General features: G+C 44.2%; 9 protein-coding genes and 1 pseudogene. 6 read left to right on the top strand and 4 right to left on the bottom strand.

Annotated features, from left to right (window positions below):
• Nucleotides 1-464 precede the first annotated feature (464 nt).
• Nucleotides 465-2,894, bottom strand: a complete 2,430-nt coding sequence (locus ACR5KR_RS24680; protein ID WP_448268356.1) for a GH116 family glycosyl hydrolase — start codon at nt 2,892-2,894, stop codon at nt 465-467.
• 773 nt (nt 2,895-3,667) lie between these two features.
• On the opposite strand from ACR5KR_RS24680, the gene ACR5KR_RS24675 reads away from it, so the two are divergent.
• Together ACR5KR_RS24675 and ACR5KR_RS24670 are read left to right on the top strand one after the other, a co-directional pair.
• Nucleotides 3,668-6,859: an nSTAND1 domain-containing NTPase gene (locus tag ACR5KR_RS24675; RefSeq protein ID WP_448268355.1), complete on the top strand. Its 3,192-nt coding sequence runs from the start codon at nt 3,668-3,670 to the stop codon at nt 6,857-6,859.
• A 288-nt stretch (nt 6,860-7,147) separates the two neighbouring features.
• A pseudogene (locus tag ACR5KR_RS24670) lies at nt 7,148-7,620 on the top strand (hypothetical protein).
• Between the two features lie 276 nt (nt 7,621-7,896).
• Here ACR5KR_RS24670 and ACR5KR_RS24665 read toward each other — a convergent pair.
• Entirely contained in the window at nt 7,897-8,274 is a 378-nt protein-coding gene (locus ACR5KR_RS24665) for a CU044_2847 family protein (protein WP_322668253.1), read from the bottom strand.
• A 67-nt stretch (nt 8,275-8,341) separates the two neighbouring features.
• Between ACR5KR_RS24665 and ACR5KR_RS24660 the strand changes: the two genes are divergently transcribed.
• The 4 genes from ACR5KR_RS24660 to ACR5KR_RS24645 all read left to right on the top strand — a co-directional run bounded on the left by ACR5KR_RS24660 (nt 8,342) and on the right by ACR5KR_RS24645 (nt 14,895).
• The gene (locus ACR5KR_RS24660) at nt 8,342-12,532 is read left to right on the top strand and encodes an nSTAND1 domain-containing NTPase (protein WP_448268354.1); all 4,191 of its coding nucleotides are present in this window, start codon (nt 8,342-8,344) and stop codon (nt 12,530-12,532) included.
• A gap of 376 nt (nt 12,533-12,908) precedes the next feature.
• Nucleotides 12,909-13,313, top strand: coding sequence for a DUF4112 domain-containing protein (locus tag ACR5KR_RS24655; RefSeq protein WP_445630051.1), 405 nt, complete (start codon nt 12,909-12,911; stop codon nt 13,311-13,313).
• 39 nt (nt 13,314-13,352) lie between these two features.
• Entirely contained in the window at nt 13,353-13,487 is a 135-nt protein-coding gene (locus tag ACR5KR_RS24650) for a hypothetical protein (protein ID WP_448268353.1), read from the top strand.
• A gap of 202 nt (nt 13,488-13,689) precedes the next feature.
• Nucleotides 13,690-14,895 (top strand): glutathione S-transferase family protein, encoded by a 1,206-nt coding sequence (locus tag ACR5KR_RS24645; protein ID WP_445630052.1) that lies wholly within the window; start codon nt 13,690-13,692, stop codon nt 14,893-14,895.
• A gap of 4 nt (nt 14,896-14,899) precedes the next feature.
• Here ACR5KR_RS24645 and mtnB read toward each other — a convergent pair whose 3' ends face one another.
• Together mtnB and ACR5KR_RS24635 are read right to left on the bottom strand one after the other, a co-directional pair.
• On the bottom strand, nt 14,900-15,535 hold the full coding sequence (gene mtnB / locus ACR5KR_RS24640; protein ID WP_445630053.1) for a methylthioribulose 1-phosphate dehydratase: 636 nt from the start codon (nt 15,533-15,535) through the stop codon (nt 14,900-14,902).
• Nucleotides 15,526-16,155, bottom strand: a complete 630-nt coding sequence (locus tag ACR5KR_RS24635; RefSeq protein WP_445630054.1) for an HAD-IB family phosphatase — start codon at nt 16,153-16,155, stop codon at nt 15,526-15,528. Before ACR5KR_RS24635 ends, mtnB begins: the two co-directional genes overlap by 10 nt.
• Between the last annotated feature and the right edge of the window lie 46 nt (nt 16,156-16,201).

Genomic DNA, 16,201 nt, shown 5'->3' with positions numbered 1-16,201 from the left:
TAACCTAGCTTTTGATTGCGAACGTAATCTAGGAACTATCAGCAATATTTATAGCTAAAGCTAGTGATATTTGCATTTTTTGAAACATTAGGCTTATAATTCTCAATGCTTCAACTCTTACCATTACTGAAATTTTCCTTCGCTTCCGGAAACACTCGGAAAATAAAATCGCAAATCTAAATTTTACTTTTCCAAATGAAGGCAAGTTAAATTCTGTAGGGACGCACATCTGTCATAGGTGTCAACTTAAGGTAGAAGTTATTTAAGAGTAAGGGTTCTATGCCCTCATCCCCTAACCCCTTCTCCCAATATGGGAGAAGGGGAACTGGAGAATTTGCTTCCTTTTGCTAATTTTGGGAGAGGGACTGGGGACAAAACTTATACAGTCAGAAGATTTCAGCTTAAGTTGACACCAATGACATCTACGTGTGTTGTATCAAAACGAGAACCGCTTTGATAGTCAATCAATTAATCACTAAGTAAATCCCCCAAATCGCCATTGGCCGCAGGTAAGTGCTAGCGCGGAAAGTACCAGTTGCGGTGATAGCTTCTGGCGTGCGAAATTGTAGACCATTTTCATAAATTTGCTGCACCACAGCTTGCGTCAACCTCAACGCTTCATCTTTCATTCCCATTTGCACGAGAAAAGCCGCCAGCCCAAAGTTTATCCCCGTCCAAACTTCTAAAGGATGAGTAGCTTGGGGATTTTCTGGCGAGCCATCACGACGAACACCATTAGCAGCACCAAATTCACCATTACAGAATTTCAAAAAGCAAGCGTCATAAACGGTTTTCAGCGCCGAAAGGGCGCGATCGCTTGGTACAATATCAGGTAAGTCCAGCAGACGTGCATAAAACTGTCCGCACAATTGATCTGCCATCACTACATCGGAACCACTTTTACTATCAAGTCGGTAATATTCCCCATTCCAGAGTTTTTCTTGGTAAATAGGCAGAGATTGTTGTAACCAAGTTTCATAAGTGGATTTTTGCGCTGCCAACTCCGTTGTGTTACTTGTCTGGTAAGTTAATAAAATATCGCTGATGGCGATCGCAGCCTCTAGCGCCGCTAACCATAACCCACCACAATAAGCACTGACACCTTGTAACCGCCAATCATCAAAGGTTTGGTCAGGCGCACCAGAATTTTCCGGAATCCCATCGCCATCGAGGTCAAAAGTTTTCAGGTAGTCGAGCGTTTGAACAATCGCATTCCAGCAATCTGCCAGGAATTCTACATCGTCAGCACCCGTGAGTAAAAAATCACGGTATACTTGCAAAACGAAATCACTACCTAAATCTTTCCATAAATTACAGTCTTGATAGCTGGTGTAGTTGGTTTTCTCCCAAACGTGTTCGTTCGGTGCGCCTAAATCGTGGGGTGTTGCACCTGCAACTTTGCGAACTGCAATCGGGCTTTCGGCCTTAATTGTCATGTAATAGCCAATGATTCGGGGAGTATCATCACCTTGAGGAATCGCCCGTGCAAATGCCCGAATCACCGACTTTTCTAATTCTGGAAACAGCATCAGCAGGGCAAAAGAGCCATACAACCGTACATCTAGACTTTCATACCAACGGTAATCTAGGCACTCCAGCACTGCAAACTGACCGATAGGGTTAAGTTCTGATGCTGCACTCCAGAGAGTACCGCCGCTGGTGAGGTCATAAAGCTCATTAAATAGAGCCATTTTAAACCAGTTGGGTAAATCTTCCCGGTCGAGAATGGGTTTTTGCCAACTTTGAATTTGCGATCGCCAGTTTTGGTATTCTTGTAATGCAGTGGATGCGATCGCCCAAGCATTGTTGCCATTTTTACCAAAAAAATCTGTATATCTGCGGTAATAGTTGACTCCAGCCGCAAATTCTGTAATAGGCAAATCCCAAGCGACGACAAAAGGAATTTCCAGAGTTTCACCTGGTTGGAGAGTGAAGCGGATTGCGATGCCTGCGGCCGGCGTAGCCATCGCAGCCCCGATTTGTGTATTCTCTGTTGCTGGAGTAGTATCAACATAATTAGGCAAAGAGCCATCTTTAGCAAAGCTTTGCCATACCTCATCACCCCTACCTTCAGGATTCCAGCGGCTATGATGAAATACTTCCACCTGCGGATGTTTCAGCGTCGCAATACACCAAGTTCCGTCACCTTCTTGCAAAGGTTCATTACTACCAACCCGACCTAAAACACAGCCAAACTGTTGTTTATTTTCAACTATCTGGTTGTAGTTTCCTTGACTTTCGCCCCAGCGTGGTTGGTATTCGTAAACCGGACTTCCATCATCGCGCACGCGCACTTCGGGAGATTTGAGAGCGTTTGTAAACCAGCCCACCATATTTTGCCAAGTGAGCATAATGCCCAGAGTAATCGGTGTATCTGTGGGGTTGTGGGCATTCCAGACAAATATTGCCACAGGATAGCTAGTTTCTTGGTAATTACCTGCCCACACTGGGGAAAATTGCTCACAAGTCAACTGTGTTTGAAATACATTTTTGTATACAAACCAGCTACGTGGATATAGCGCGTGATAATCGCCCGTTCCCTCTGTGTCGGGAGGTGTCGGATACCATTGCCACGCTTTGAGAGTGTCATCAACAGGCGCTTGCGTAGATAAAGCGTAGGTTTGGGAAGATGTGCTATTGGATTCAAACACACTGAACTGACAAGCGGGAACGTTTTTGAAGGTATGCTCGCCGCCGTCGATGTGCCACAAGTTAAAGTCTCCCCGTGAAGAACGACCAATGCAACCTGCACCAAAGCCGCCTAAAGGCATACCATGCCAAGGGCCATCATCAATATTACTTGCATAGCGGACTGTATAAGGTTTATCCCAGCCTAAGCCGATGGGACGGCTCCAAGTGCAAGAGGGAATTTTCAAAGAGAGTTGATTTGTCATCGCCTAATGTTACAGCGTGCAGTTACGTCAATAGACCTCTTGCAAAAGTTACTTTTGCAAGAGGCGGGAAAAGGGGAAAGGTCAAAGGGGAAAGGTTTTTTTATTCCTTTTCCCTTTCCCCCTTACCCTTTTCCCTACTTCTGCAAGAAGTCTAATGAAGACTAGCGCGATGTGAGATTTTTCTCAAGGTAGTAGCACGGTAATGCCCATTGGTATCTAAAACTTCTCGCTTTGTGCATTTTTTATTCAGAATCGGGTTTTGGGAAAAGGTTAAGGGTTGAATGGCACGCTTGTTAAAATACAGCCCTTGCTCTGACTGGTTAAGAGCCTCTAGGCTCTTAACCCATTCTGGGAGGCTCCGCCTCCAGTAGCTTGACAAGAGGCAGAGCCTCTTTTAAATACATTCCCAGCCTGAAGGCTGGGAACAAGACAACACAAGCCTTTGGGCTTTACAAGTGTGCCATTCGGGTAAGAGTTAAAGGTTTTTTCTTTTCCCTTTAACCGAGAAGTATTGCATTAGTGTCAACTTAAGTTGAAATTTTTTAACTGGTCGTAGCCCGCCCTTAGACATTGCTGCCGTAATTACTACTGAACCACAAGGTATAGAGCTTATCCCAGTCACTAAGACTTTAATATTGTGCTTTTACTGCGTGTTACTCAACTGCTACTTGAACTTGAAATCTAGAGTTTTTAACTCTAGTGGGTAAATAACTCGTTAATTTGGGTATTTTAAAGCACAGAGGTAATTTTCTCAATAGTTTTAACAAAACAAGATGACACAATACGCCCTTGTAGTTGAAATTGCTCACAATGACAACAGTTTCGGCAGCCTGACTAAACCTATTGATGATGCAGAGACTGTGGTTAACACAGAAAAATTTTTGCTGGTGGTAGATGAGTTTGAGAAAGTATTTACAGTTTGTATAGATAAAGAAGAACGGCAGAGATTTATTGAACTACTGACTGGGGTAGTAGAGATTCATGATTCGCGGTTAGCAGTTGTAATTACTATGCGAGGCGATTTTCTGGAATCCTATTTAGATAATCCTTCTCTGACTCACCTGGTTCAAACCCCAGTAGTTGTTATACCGCCTTTAACTGGAGTTGATTTCAAGGAGACAATCGCCAAACCTGCCCAGCTTCAGGTTCATAGCGTTGAAGAAGCAGGAGGATTAAAAATTCTCCAAAATCTTCAACAAAAACCAGGAAATTTGCCATTGTTAGAGTTTGCCTTAACTAAACTCTGGGAGAAACGCGAGCAAAAGAAACATCAACTTACCCAAGAAGAGTATGAGAACTTGGGAGGATTAACTGCGGTGTTAAATCTCTATGCAGAAAATGTTTATCACTACCAAGATTATCAGAAAGAATATCCAACTCAAGAACGCACTCAGCAAGAAAAGGAATGGATTAAGCAGATTTTTCTGCGGTTAGTGGGAACGGGAGAGGGAGGAAAGGATACCCGACAGCACCAACCAAAAGCCACATTATTAAATATTGCAGGTGATGATGCCAATCAACAGCAACAACTTAGTGAGTTGCTAGATGGTGAAACAGGATTGGTTAAGGGACGCTTATTAGTTTCTGAGAAAGATGAAAAAGGAGAAGTCTGGATTAATTTAGCTCATGAAGCTTTAATTGAAAGTTGGCAGCAGTTTGCCCAGTGGCGACAACAAGACCGAGACTTGCGACCGTTGAGCGAGTCATTAGAAAATACCCGACGGGAATGGTTGAACGAAAGGCCGGATGACAAATATTTAATCCAAAAGGGATTGCTGGCCCAAGTGAGAGATAGCTGGCAACAATTGCAGGCCGATTTGCAATCATCCCAACAAGATGAGGATTTTTACCAGCATAGTGATGCCGACGACAAAGACCGGATTGCCGAGATGGAAAGGGCGCTTACTGAATCCCAGTTGCGAGAAAAAGCGGCTAGAGTAGACGATTTATTGCCCTTACAACCCCTAGATAGTCTAGTTTTGGCAATTCAAGCTATGGGGGAAAATCAAGAGAAACTACCCCAGCAGATTCTTGCATCAGTTCAGAACAGTTTGAATCGGGTAGTAAATAAAGCAAGAGTCTTGATTCCCTTCTGTGGTCATGAAGGTAATGTCTTTTCTGTCGCTATCAGCGCTGATGGGCAGACGATTGTCAGTGGCGGTGAAGACGGTACTGTACTGTTGTGGAATTACCAAGGTCTTTCCTTAGCTGAACCTTTGCGTGGTCATCAGGGTAATGTCAATTCTGTCGCTATTAGCGCCGATGGGCAGACGATTGTCAGTGGCGGTGCTGACGGTACTGTACGGTTGTGGAATTACCAAGGTCTTGCCTTAGCTGAACCTTTGCGTGGTCATCAGGGTAATGTCAATTCTGTCGCTATTAGCGCCGATGGGCAGACGATTATCAGTGGCGGTGAAGACGGCACTGTACGGTTGTGGAATTACCAAGGTCTTGCCTTAGCTGAACCTTTGCGTGGTCATCGGGGTAATGTCTCTTCTGTCGCCATCAGTGCCGATGGACAGACGATTGTCACTGGCGGTGCTGACGGCACTGTGCGAGTGTGTAACCGCCAAGGCCTTCCCTTAACTAAACCATTGCGTGGGGATAAAAATGATGTCTCTTCTGTCGCCATCAGTGCCGATGGGCAGACGATTGCCAGTGGTGGTGCCGATGGAATGGTGCGGTTGTGGAATTACCAAGGTCTTCTCTTGGCTGAACCTTTGTATGGTCATGAGGGGAATGTGAGGTCTGTAGCCATCAGCGCCAATGGACAGACGATTGTCAGTGGCGGTGCTGATAGTACGGTACGGTTGTGGAATCGCCAAGGTCTTTCCTTAGCTGAACCTTTGCGTGGTCATGAGGGGAATGTGAGGTCTGTGGCCATCAGCACCGATGGGCAGACGATTGTCAGTGGCAGTGATGGCGGCACTGTGCGGTTATGGAATCGCCAAGGTATTGCCTTAGCTGAACCTTTGCGCGGTCATGAAGGCAATGTTAGGTCTGTCGCTATCAGCACTCATCGTCAAACAATTGTTAGTGGTAGTACTGACGGCACGGTGCGGTTTTGGAACCACCAAGGTCTTCCCTTGGCGAAACCTTTGCGCGGTCATAAGGGTTGGGTTTATTCTGTTGCCATTAGCATCGATGGTCAGACGATTGTCAGTGGCGGTACTGACGGTACGGTGCAGTTGTGGAATCACCAAGGTCTTGCCTTAACTGAACCTTTGCGCGGTCATCAGGGTTGGGTCTATTCTGTCGCCATTAGCACCGATGGTCAGACGATTGTTAGCGGTGGTAGTGACGGTACGGTGCGTTTGTGGAACCTGCAAGGTCTTGCCTTAGCTGAACCTTTGTATGGTCATCAGGGTTATGTCAATTCTGTCGCCATCAGTGCCAATGGGCAGACGATTGTTAGTGGCGGTGATGACGGCACTGTGCGGTTGTGGAATCGTCAGGGTCTTCCCTTGGCTGAACCTTTGCACGGTCATCAGGGTTTTGTCAATTCTGTTGCCATTAGCGCTGATGGGCAAACGATTGTTAGTGGTGGTACTGATGGCGCTGTGCGGTTGTGGAATCTGCAAGGTCTTCCCTTGGCTGAACCTTTGCGCGGTCATAAAGGCTGGGTTTATTCTGTCGCCATTAGCGCCGATGGGCAGACGATTGTTAGTGGCGGTGATGACGGCACTGTGCGGTTGTGGAACCTGCAAGGTCTTCCCTTGGCTGAACCTTTACGCGGTCATGAAGGTTGGGTTTATTCTGTCGCCATTAGCACCGATGGGCAAACGATTGTTAGCGGCGGTGAAGATGGCACTGTGCGGTTGTGGCGCGGTGACTGGCGTGCATGGTTGCAAGTTTGTTGTGACAGGTTACGTTACCATCCCGTCTTCACCAATCCGCAAACAGAGGAGGCAAAAGCCGCTTGTGAAACCTGCCAAAAATATGTTTGGAGTAAAGTCAGTGGGTAACAACACAGTATTACTGTGCCTCTAAGAAGGTTTGTATTAAACTCAATTGCAAACGGCTATCAAGCAACACATCCTTGGGTAAAGACGCGATAAATCGCGTCTCTACAAGTGGTCTATTTGTCGCATTCTTTTTTCAAATTGGTATAAATTATGGTGAGCTAAAGGCTTAGGCGTAACCCGCACTTTGACAAAGCTCACCTTTTGTCTTTGGAATTTTTATTGGTGTTATTGAAATTATGATATATTTAAGCACTTTAAAACTAAACAAAATACTGTAGACTAATTTCTATGTCCACAGCCCCAATTAGTGCAACACTAGCGCAATCAGATAGAGATGCTGTGTTGCAAGCGATCGCTACAATTAAAGAAAAGCTACCATTTTTGATTGATTTAAGTAACGAGGAGCGGAAAGCTTTACCCAAGATGGGAGATAAAAGCCGCGCTTTTGTAAGCATTGCATTAGAAGTGGCGACACAGAACCCAGAGTTTTTACCGCGATCGTTTGACCTTAATGAGATACGAAAGACGTACAATTATTTGAAGCTTTGTATCCAGTAGTGCTGTCTTTGTCACAATTACAAGAGTTGCTGGACGATACATCTATAGCAGTGGGTAGTGAAGCTTATGCAGCCGCGTTGCAGGTATATAACTATGCCAAAGCTAGTGGACAAGGCGCTGGTTTAAATGGAGTAGTTGAGGAAATGGGGCAAAGGTTCGCCCGTAAATCTCGGAAATCCAAGCCTCAAGCCGCAGCGTTGTAGAAAATAGCTCGGCGATATCGCACTTCTAAGGTGCAATGTTGAGGCTAAGAACTCGGATGTTGGAGTAAAGTGCTCGGTGTTCCGAGTTCTGAACTCGAAGTTTCAACCTCAGAACATGGAAGTTCGAGATAAGAACACGAAACTTGAAGCTATGAACAGCAATGTCCGAGATCCAAAGGTGAATCAAAAGCGTAGACGTAGCCCATCAAAAACATCGCTTTCATAAATTCATAGCAGAGTTGAAGGTACAAAGCTTATCCTTGGCAAAGCAAAACCTTAAGTGCTGGAATTTTGCTTATTTTCAGGAAACTTACACTTCACCTCAATTTCAAAATTACTCTCCGCCGAACCTTCAGTTACGAAGGGGATACCAGTTTTTCCGCCTATCTTCAAGCCAAACTTCAGAGTTACCTCTTCGACTTCAGCAGCACCTAAATTTTTAAAAGCGCCAATGGCATATTTGGTATAAGCTCGAATTTGATGGTGAACTTCCTCAATCTTGACAAATGCCTCTTCCCGAAAACCGTAGGATTCTTTCTCCTCATCAACTTCCGGTGTGACAACTTCTGGTATATTTGGCGTTTCCTTTGACTCGAACAAAATGGTATAGATTTCCCCGTCTTCTTCAAAGACTAAACGTTCTATGTTCGACATCAAGCCCTCAGATTTTAGGTGTATTTAAGTTATCTTATTCTGTAACAGACAACTTAAATACGTATAGATGGCTCGTTACGCGCTTGTAGTTGGCATTACAGATTATACAAATCAGCTTTCTAATCTCACAAAACCAGTTACGGATGCCGAAGCAGTCGCGCAGGTACTAAAAGCGCATGGTGATTTTGAGGATATCGTTGTTCTCAAAGGGAAAGTTAGTACAACTAAGTTGGCTGAAGCTTTAAAAACACTTTTGCAACAACAAGCAGTTAAAAACGAAGCGCTAATTTACTTTACAGGGCATGGCATCACTGTATCTGACAGCTTAGGAACACTACAAGCATATCTAGCAACCTCTGACTTGACAATTGTCACTCAAGGCAATCAGATTATTGAGCAAACAGGTGGGATTAGTCTTTTAAGTCTCAACAATTTAATTAGAGACTCCGACTTGAGTAGTCTAGTAGTGCTGTTAGATTGCTGTCATAGCGGTGAATTTTTAGAACGCAATCTCATCGAGAAAACTCTGACTGCCTTTATTTCACAGCGCGATTACTACTTTATTGCTGCTTGCAGAGGTTTTCAACAAGCTTATGCCAAAAAAAGCGAACAACACAGTATTTTTACAACAGCTTTGTTGGCTGGTTTGTCACCAGACAACACTAACGATCGCGGACAGGTGACAGGCGATCGCCTCTTCGATATACTTGCTACAGAACTCAAAGGTAGTGGACAAGAACCAATCCGCATGGGTTGGGGGCGTTCCATTACTCTAATTAACCACAACATTCAAACCCAAGCTCAAACCTTTGAGGTAAAAGAAGAATGTCCTTACCAAGGTTTAAAAGCCTTTGAAGCGGAACAAAAACAGTTTTTCTTTGGGCGCAAGCAGGTTGTAAGAAAGATTCTGGGGAAACTGGCACAAAATCCCTTTGTTCCAATTATTGGCGCTTCCGGGAGTGGTAAATCTTCTGTGGTTCAGGCGGGTTTGATTCCAGAATTAGATCGTAGAATCTGGCAAATTTTACCGCCAATCAAGCCAGGATTTCAGCCTTTGCAGGAATTGAGAGGAGTTCTGAAAGTATTTTTTCCAGGAGCGAGAAAAGAAAAATTGCTTTGGGAGTTGATTACTAATGAAACGAATCCTTTACCTGTAATTTTGGAGCATCTCACAGGTGCAGAAAAATTTTTATTGGTAGTAAACCAGTTTGAGGAATTATTTACTGTCTCTGTTGCTGAAGAAAAGCAGAGATTTATTGAATTGCTGACTCAGGTAGTAGAGATGACCGATTCGCGGTTGTCAGTTGTGATTACCATGCGATCGGATTTTCTCGAATCATGTTCAGATTATCCGTCTTTAAATAAATTAATTGAAAATCAGCTTGTTTTGATGCCGCGGATCACTGGAGTTGATTTAAAAGAGACAATAACCGAACCTGCTAAACTTCAAGGTCATAGTGTTGAAGAAGGACTATTACTGAAAATTTTAGAAGATGTTGGTAAAGAACCGGGATACTTGCCGTTGATGGAGTTTGCTTTAACTAGACTCTGGGAAAAACGCGACCAACAAAAGCATCAACTCACCCTAGAACAGTATGAAAACTTCCAAGGATTGACAGGGGCGCTGAATTTTCATGCAGAAAATGTTTATCTTTACGAAGATTATCAACAAGATTGCCCAACTCAAGAACGAAATGAACAGGAGAAGGACTGGATTAAGCAAATTTTTCTGCGATTATTGCGAACTGGAGAGGCAGAAAAGGATACGCGACAGCGCCAACCAAAAACTGAACTGTTAGCCATTGTAGGTAATAACCAAAAACAGCAACAAGCATTAAGTGAATTGCTAGATGAAGGATTAGTGAAAGGACGTTTGCTAGTAGCTGGGAAAGATGAACAAGGAAAAGCTTGGATTGATTTAGCCCATGAAGCCTTAATTGAGGGTTGGCAGAGGTTTCAAGAGTGGCGACAACAAGACCGAGATTTGCGGCGGTTGAGCGATAGGTTAGCAGATGTATTACGCGAGTGGGTGAACAAAGGGGAGAATGAAAAATACTTAATGCAGGGGGGATTGTTAGCAGAGGTGCGCGAAAATTGGGAACAGCTAGAGTTTTTATCATCACCTCAAGCGAAGAATTTTTATCAGCGCAGTGATGCGTATGAAAAAGACCGAATTAATATTTTAGAGCGGGCACTCACCCAAGCTACTTTGCGAGAAAAAGCTACAAGGGTATTGAATTTACTACCTTTCAAACCATTAGATGGTCTAGTTTTGGCGATTCAGGCAATAGGTGAGAATCTTGACAAGATGCCAGATCAGATTCTCACCCCAGTTCAGAACAGCTTGCATAGAGTGATGGAAACAGTTAGAGTGTCCATTCCCTTCCTGGGACATGAAGGTACTGTCAATTCAGTTGCTATTAGCCCGGATAGTCAAATGATTGTCAGTGGCGGTCTTGACGGAACAGTACGCTTATGGGATGTACTAGGCAATCCTATCGGTCAACCATTTCAGGGGCATGAAGACTCCGTATATTCAGTTGCTATTAGCCCGGATGGTCAAATAATTGTCAGTGGCAGTCGGGACAAGACGGTGCGTTTGTGGGACATTCAGGGCAATCCTATCGGTCAACCCTTTTACGGGCATGAAGCTTATGTTACTGCCGTCTCTTTTAGTGCCGATAGTCAAATGATAGTCAGTGGCAGTTGGGACAAGACAGTGCGGCTATGGAATCTAATAGGCCAACCTATCGGTCAACCCTTTTACGGTCATGAAGATGTTATCTTTTCAGTTGTTTTTAGCACCAATGGTCAAATGATAGCCAGTGGCAGTTGGGACAAGACGGTGCGTTTGTGGGATATCCAAGGTCACCCTATAGGTAAACCATTTTGGGGACACGAGCATGAAGTCTATTCAGTTGCCTTTAATCACGATGGACAGAAAATTGTTAGTGGCAGTCGTGACCGAACGCTGCGGTTATGGGATTTAGCGGGTAGCCTCATCGGTCAACCGCTTAGTGGACATGAAAATTCTGTCTTATCAGTGGCCTTTAGTCCTGATGGGCAAAAGATAGTTAGTGGCAGTAGCGACAACACAGTTCGGTTGTGGGATTTAATGGGCAACCCCATCGGTCAACCGTTTAGGGAGCATAAAAATGTTGTCTGGTCAGTGGCCTTTAGTCCTGATGGGCAAAAGATAGTTAGTGGCAGTCGTGACCAAACAGTGCGGTTGTGGGATTTAACGAGCAATCCGCTTACTTACCCCTTCAAGGGGCATGAAAGTTCAGTCAATTCAGTCGCCTTTAGTCCTGATGGGCAAAAGATAGTCAGCGGCAGCAGTGACGGGATAGTGCGTTTGTGGGATATCCAGGGCAAACCTATTGGTGAACCTTTTCAGGGGCATGAATATTCTGTGCGGTCAGTCGCTATTAGCCCCGATGGGCAAAAGATAGTCACTGGGAGTGATGACGGGACAGTAAGGTTATGGGATATACAGGGTCACTCCATCGCTCAACCCTTGCGTGGTCATGAGAATGTTATCTTTTCAGTTGCTCTTAGCTGCAATGGGCAAAAGATAGTTACTGGCAGTGATGACGGGACAGTAAGGTTATGGGATATACAGGGTCACTCCATCGCTCAACTTTTACGGGTAGATGAAGGTGAACTGACCGCCATTGCCTTTAGTCCCGATGGGCAAAAGATAGGTACTGGCAGTCGTGAAGGGAAAGTGGAGTTATGGGATATCAAGGGTAACCTGCTCAGTCACTCCTTACAGGATCACGAAGGTTCTGTCACCGCCATTGCTTTTAGTCCCGATGGACAAAAGATAGTTAGTGGCAGTATTGACAACACAGTGCGGTTATGGGACTTAGCAGGTAACCCCATCAGTCAACCATTTTGGGGGCACGAGAATTATGTTTGGTCAGTCGCCTTTAGTCCTGATGGGCAGATAATTGTTAGTGGTAGCGACGATAACACATTGCAGTTATGGGATTTAGCAGGTAACCCCATTGGTCAACCGTTTAGGGGACATGAAGATTCTGTCTGGTCAGTAGCTTTTAGCCCCAATGGGCAAAAGATAGTTAGTGGCAGCGATGATGGAACAATAAGGTTGTGGCGGGGTGGTTGGCGTGCATGGTTGCAAGTCTGTTGCGACAGGTTGCGTTACCATCCCATCTTCACCAATCCGCAAACCGAGGAAGCAAAAGCCGCCTGCGAAGTCTGCCAAAAATATGTTTGGAGTAAAGTAAGCGGGTAAAAACACGGCATTGCCGTACCTCTAAGAAGGTCTGTACTCGATTCAATTGCAAACGGCTATCAAAGCAGTAAGTGTCGATTTACGCTAGCAGAAACTTGCTGTTTACCTGCACCTACGAATACACTAATACACCCTGACCTTCCTGGATTTGCAATATATCTATGCATTGGTACGAGGGGTAAAGATGACTGGGCGGCAGAGATGTTAGAGAGTATGCAAACTTATGGAGAAAACGTCTTATATCATGTCTGGCTAATTAGTTATAATGCTTTTTTAGGCAGTATTCAAGATTTTTATTCACACTTGTTATTTCTAACGGTACAAGACAAAGAACTAAAAATGGTGCAATTTAAAAGTAGTGTAAATATGGTCAATTATGGACGCTGCCAAACGCCTTGCTACTCTAAATCGCATCCGCAAACTCAGCCGTCTGATGGATACATCAATACGTATCCCTTTGACAGGTTTTCGCATTGGCATAGACCCAATCATTGGTCTAGTTCCAGGTGCTGGTGATTTAATCAGTACAGCGTTTTCAGCTTACATTATATTTTTAGCTACTCAGTTTGGCATCCCGCGTCAAGACTTAGCCAAAATGATTTTTAATGTAGGTTTGGAAACAGTCGTTGGTACTGTGCCTTTAGTAGGTGATTTGTTTGATGCTTTCTATAAGTCCAACATTCGGAATTTGGCAATTTTAGAGCAACATTTGACAGTAGTTGAACCAGAACTAAAAAAAGTGTCTGATGAACTTTACTCTCAAAAATTCAGCAAAATTTAAGTAGGAAAAGAGCGCAATTTATGGCCATAGGCATCGCCATTGCACATTTACGATGTATTTTCTAGTACATTACTAGCCAGTTGTGGTGAAGCGATGACCGAGCGCTGTGGGTGGGCTGCTGAGTTCTTCTACAGCGTTGGGTCAACAACTGGCGATTTGCGTCTGTTCTGTTGATATCTCATTTAAAGGGCAATTCAAAGACAAGTTATGCCAAATTGCCAAAACCTTTGAAGGCGGTATCGTCACTTCAACTTTTTCTTAAAGAAGAGTGGAAAGAATTGATGGGCGAACCTATCGGTTAAATTCAGCCTTGGTGTAATTGAAAATATTGTAGAGTATAGAATTGTCCTAAGTATTGCTCTACGAAACTCCCCCTATGACTACCGCACCCTTAAGCTGGGAAGAACTAGAAACCCTCACGGACTATCAAATAGATACCGTTAATGGTCCCACCAACGCTAGAGCTAGGTTGCGCTTGTTTGGTCAGCCGGAATCTGATGTGCGGGTAACGCTGTACCGCGATAACCATGCTTGGTGTCCTTACTGTCAAAAAGTTTGGTTATGGCTAGAGGAAAAACAGATCCCCTACCGCATCGAAAAAGTGACAATGTTCTGCTATGGGGAGAAAGAAAGTTGGTACAAACGTAAGGTACCATCAGGAATGCTCCCCGCGATCGAGCTAGATGGACGGGTTATTAAGGAAAGCGATGACATTTTGATCGCTTTGGAAAAGATATTTGCTCCATTGAACCAAGGGATGGAAGACCGCACGGTGCTTCCTCTACGTCAATTAGAACGACTTTTATTTAGAGCCTGGTGCGTTTGGCTATGCTCTAGAACCGATTCCTCTCAACAAGAACAACGCAACCGAGAACAATTTATCGGAGTGGTGGCTAGGGTCGAGGAGGCTCTGAGTAGCGCCCCAAGCCCTTACTTTTTAGATAGCTTCGGCATCGTCGATGTCATTTTTACGCCATATCTCGAACGGATGAATGCGAGCCTTTACTACTACAAGGGCTACTCACTGCGGGAGGAAAACCCTCGTTTAAGCGCATGGTTTGCGGCAATGGAAAGCCGACCAACCTACTGCGGTACCCAGAGCGACTTTCACACCCACGCACATGATTTGCCGCCCCAGATGGGGGGCTGTTGGGAAAACGGCGAAACCCAGATGCTTCTCAATAAAGCGCGGGTGGATAACGGCCCCTGGTTTGGACTACCAGATGTTACTTATCCAGAGCCGAAAAACTCCCGTATGGAAGCTCTTAAACGAACTATCGACCACCGGATCAATATTATCCGAGTCAACCCCTTAGATGATAAATTGTTCGATCTAGCGCTACGTTGTGCTTTAACACACATGATGACAGGGGAAGACTGTGTACCCCCATCGGGATCTGATGTCGCTCTCCGATATTTGCGCGATCGCATTAATGTACCACGAGACATGTCTATCTACGCAGCCAAGCGATTGAGGGAATCCCTAGAAAAAACCGCAGCCCTTGCAGGTGATGGGCAGCCAGCCCCCATTGCCACTAAGCATCGACGAGATCAAGACCCCTCTAACTTTGCCATCAAGTAGAATTTCAGATATTTATGCCTAAGCGAATGGCAGCAACCATGTAGCGAAAGATGTAGTCTAATAACTCAATATAATTACGAGCAGCTTCAAGAGAACAAGCCCAAACTGTCAAACCATGATCTCGAATTAGTAATGCGGATATTTGCGGTGGAGTGACGGCAAAGCGTTGTTCAATATCACCAGCAATCTGGGCAACTTGGAAATGATTAGCAAAAATTGGCACTATACAACAGGAATTTTCTTGCCAAATTCCCAAACCTTTGAGCATTTCTAGGGGTGGTAAAAGTAAACTATCATCTTCAACCAAACGAGAAACCAAATTGCTCTCAACAGAATGTATATGATAACAAGCAAGTGATTCTGGAAACAGGCGGTAAACTAATTGATGAATAGCTGTTTCAGCTGAAGGTATCACCTGGGTGGCTGATGCTTCTATTTTGCCATCTGGAGCAATCAGAACAAAATCGTTGAGTAATAACTTACCCTTAGATTTACCACTAGCTGTAATCCAAAAACTACCATCAGCTAATCGAGCCGAGAGGTTGCCGGCAGTTCCTACCATCCAACCTTGTTGGTAAAAATACCGAGCAGTGCCAATTAGTTGCAAACGAGGATCTGCTATTGTTGGGTTTAACTCCATGATTTTGCTAAATAATCGCGGATTTGAAAAAAATCATCCCAAGAAATATAGGGTTTTTGGTGTTCATCTAAATATTTTGCTAAGGGAGAGCGTGCAAAGACAACAGAAGCTTGCAATCCCATATTTAAGTCGGTGATGGAGTCACCAATCGCGATCTTTTCATCGGCTGGGTACCGATCCATAACTTGCACTTTAGCGATCAGTTCTGTATCTCCTTCGTATTCAGAATTTACTTTTAAATAAGTACTGCTAATATCGACATCTACAGCATAAATTCTCTCTATTCTATGCACTATCCCATCCAAAACGACCTCTACCATTCCCCGTAGTCCCCCAGAAATTACTATTAATGAAACTCCCTGAAACTCCAAAAAATCCAACAATTCTATAAACCCAGGACGTATTAATTGAGGTTTAGTAAATTCCAGAATTTCTGGATAACTTGCAGATGGAATTGATTGCAGAATTTCCTTGACTCCCTCTCGCAGTGTCAGCCTTTTAGCATACATTTCAGGCAGTAGTTTTGCAGAAATTACTGGTGCAAACTTTTTTAGAACCGCGACAAAAGTTTCGTCAACTGTAATAGTGCCATCAAAGTCACAAAAAACAATCCGCTTCATACTAATTTGTAATTCGTAATGTTTGATAATTTAGAATTGAGCGAAG

The sequence above is a fragment of the Nostoc sp. DSM 114159 genome (assembly GCF_053470285.1).
The sequence above is the reverse complement of the archived record's forward strand: the minus strand, read 5'-3'. Positions and strand labels throughout refer to the sequence as shown.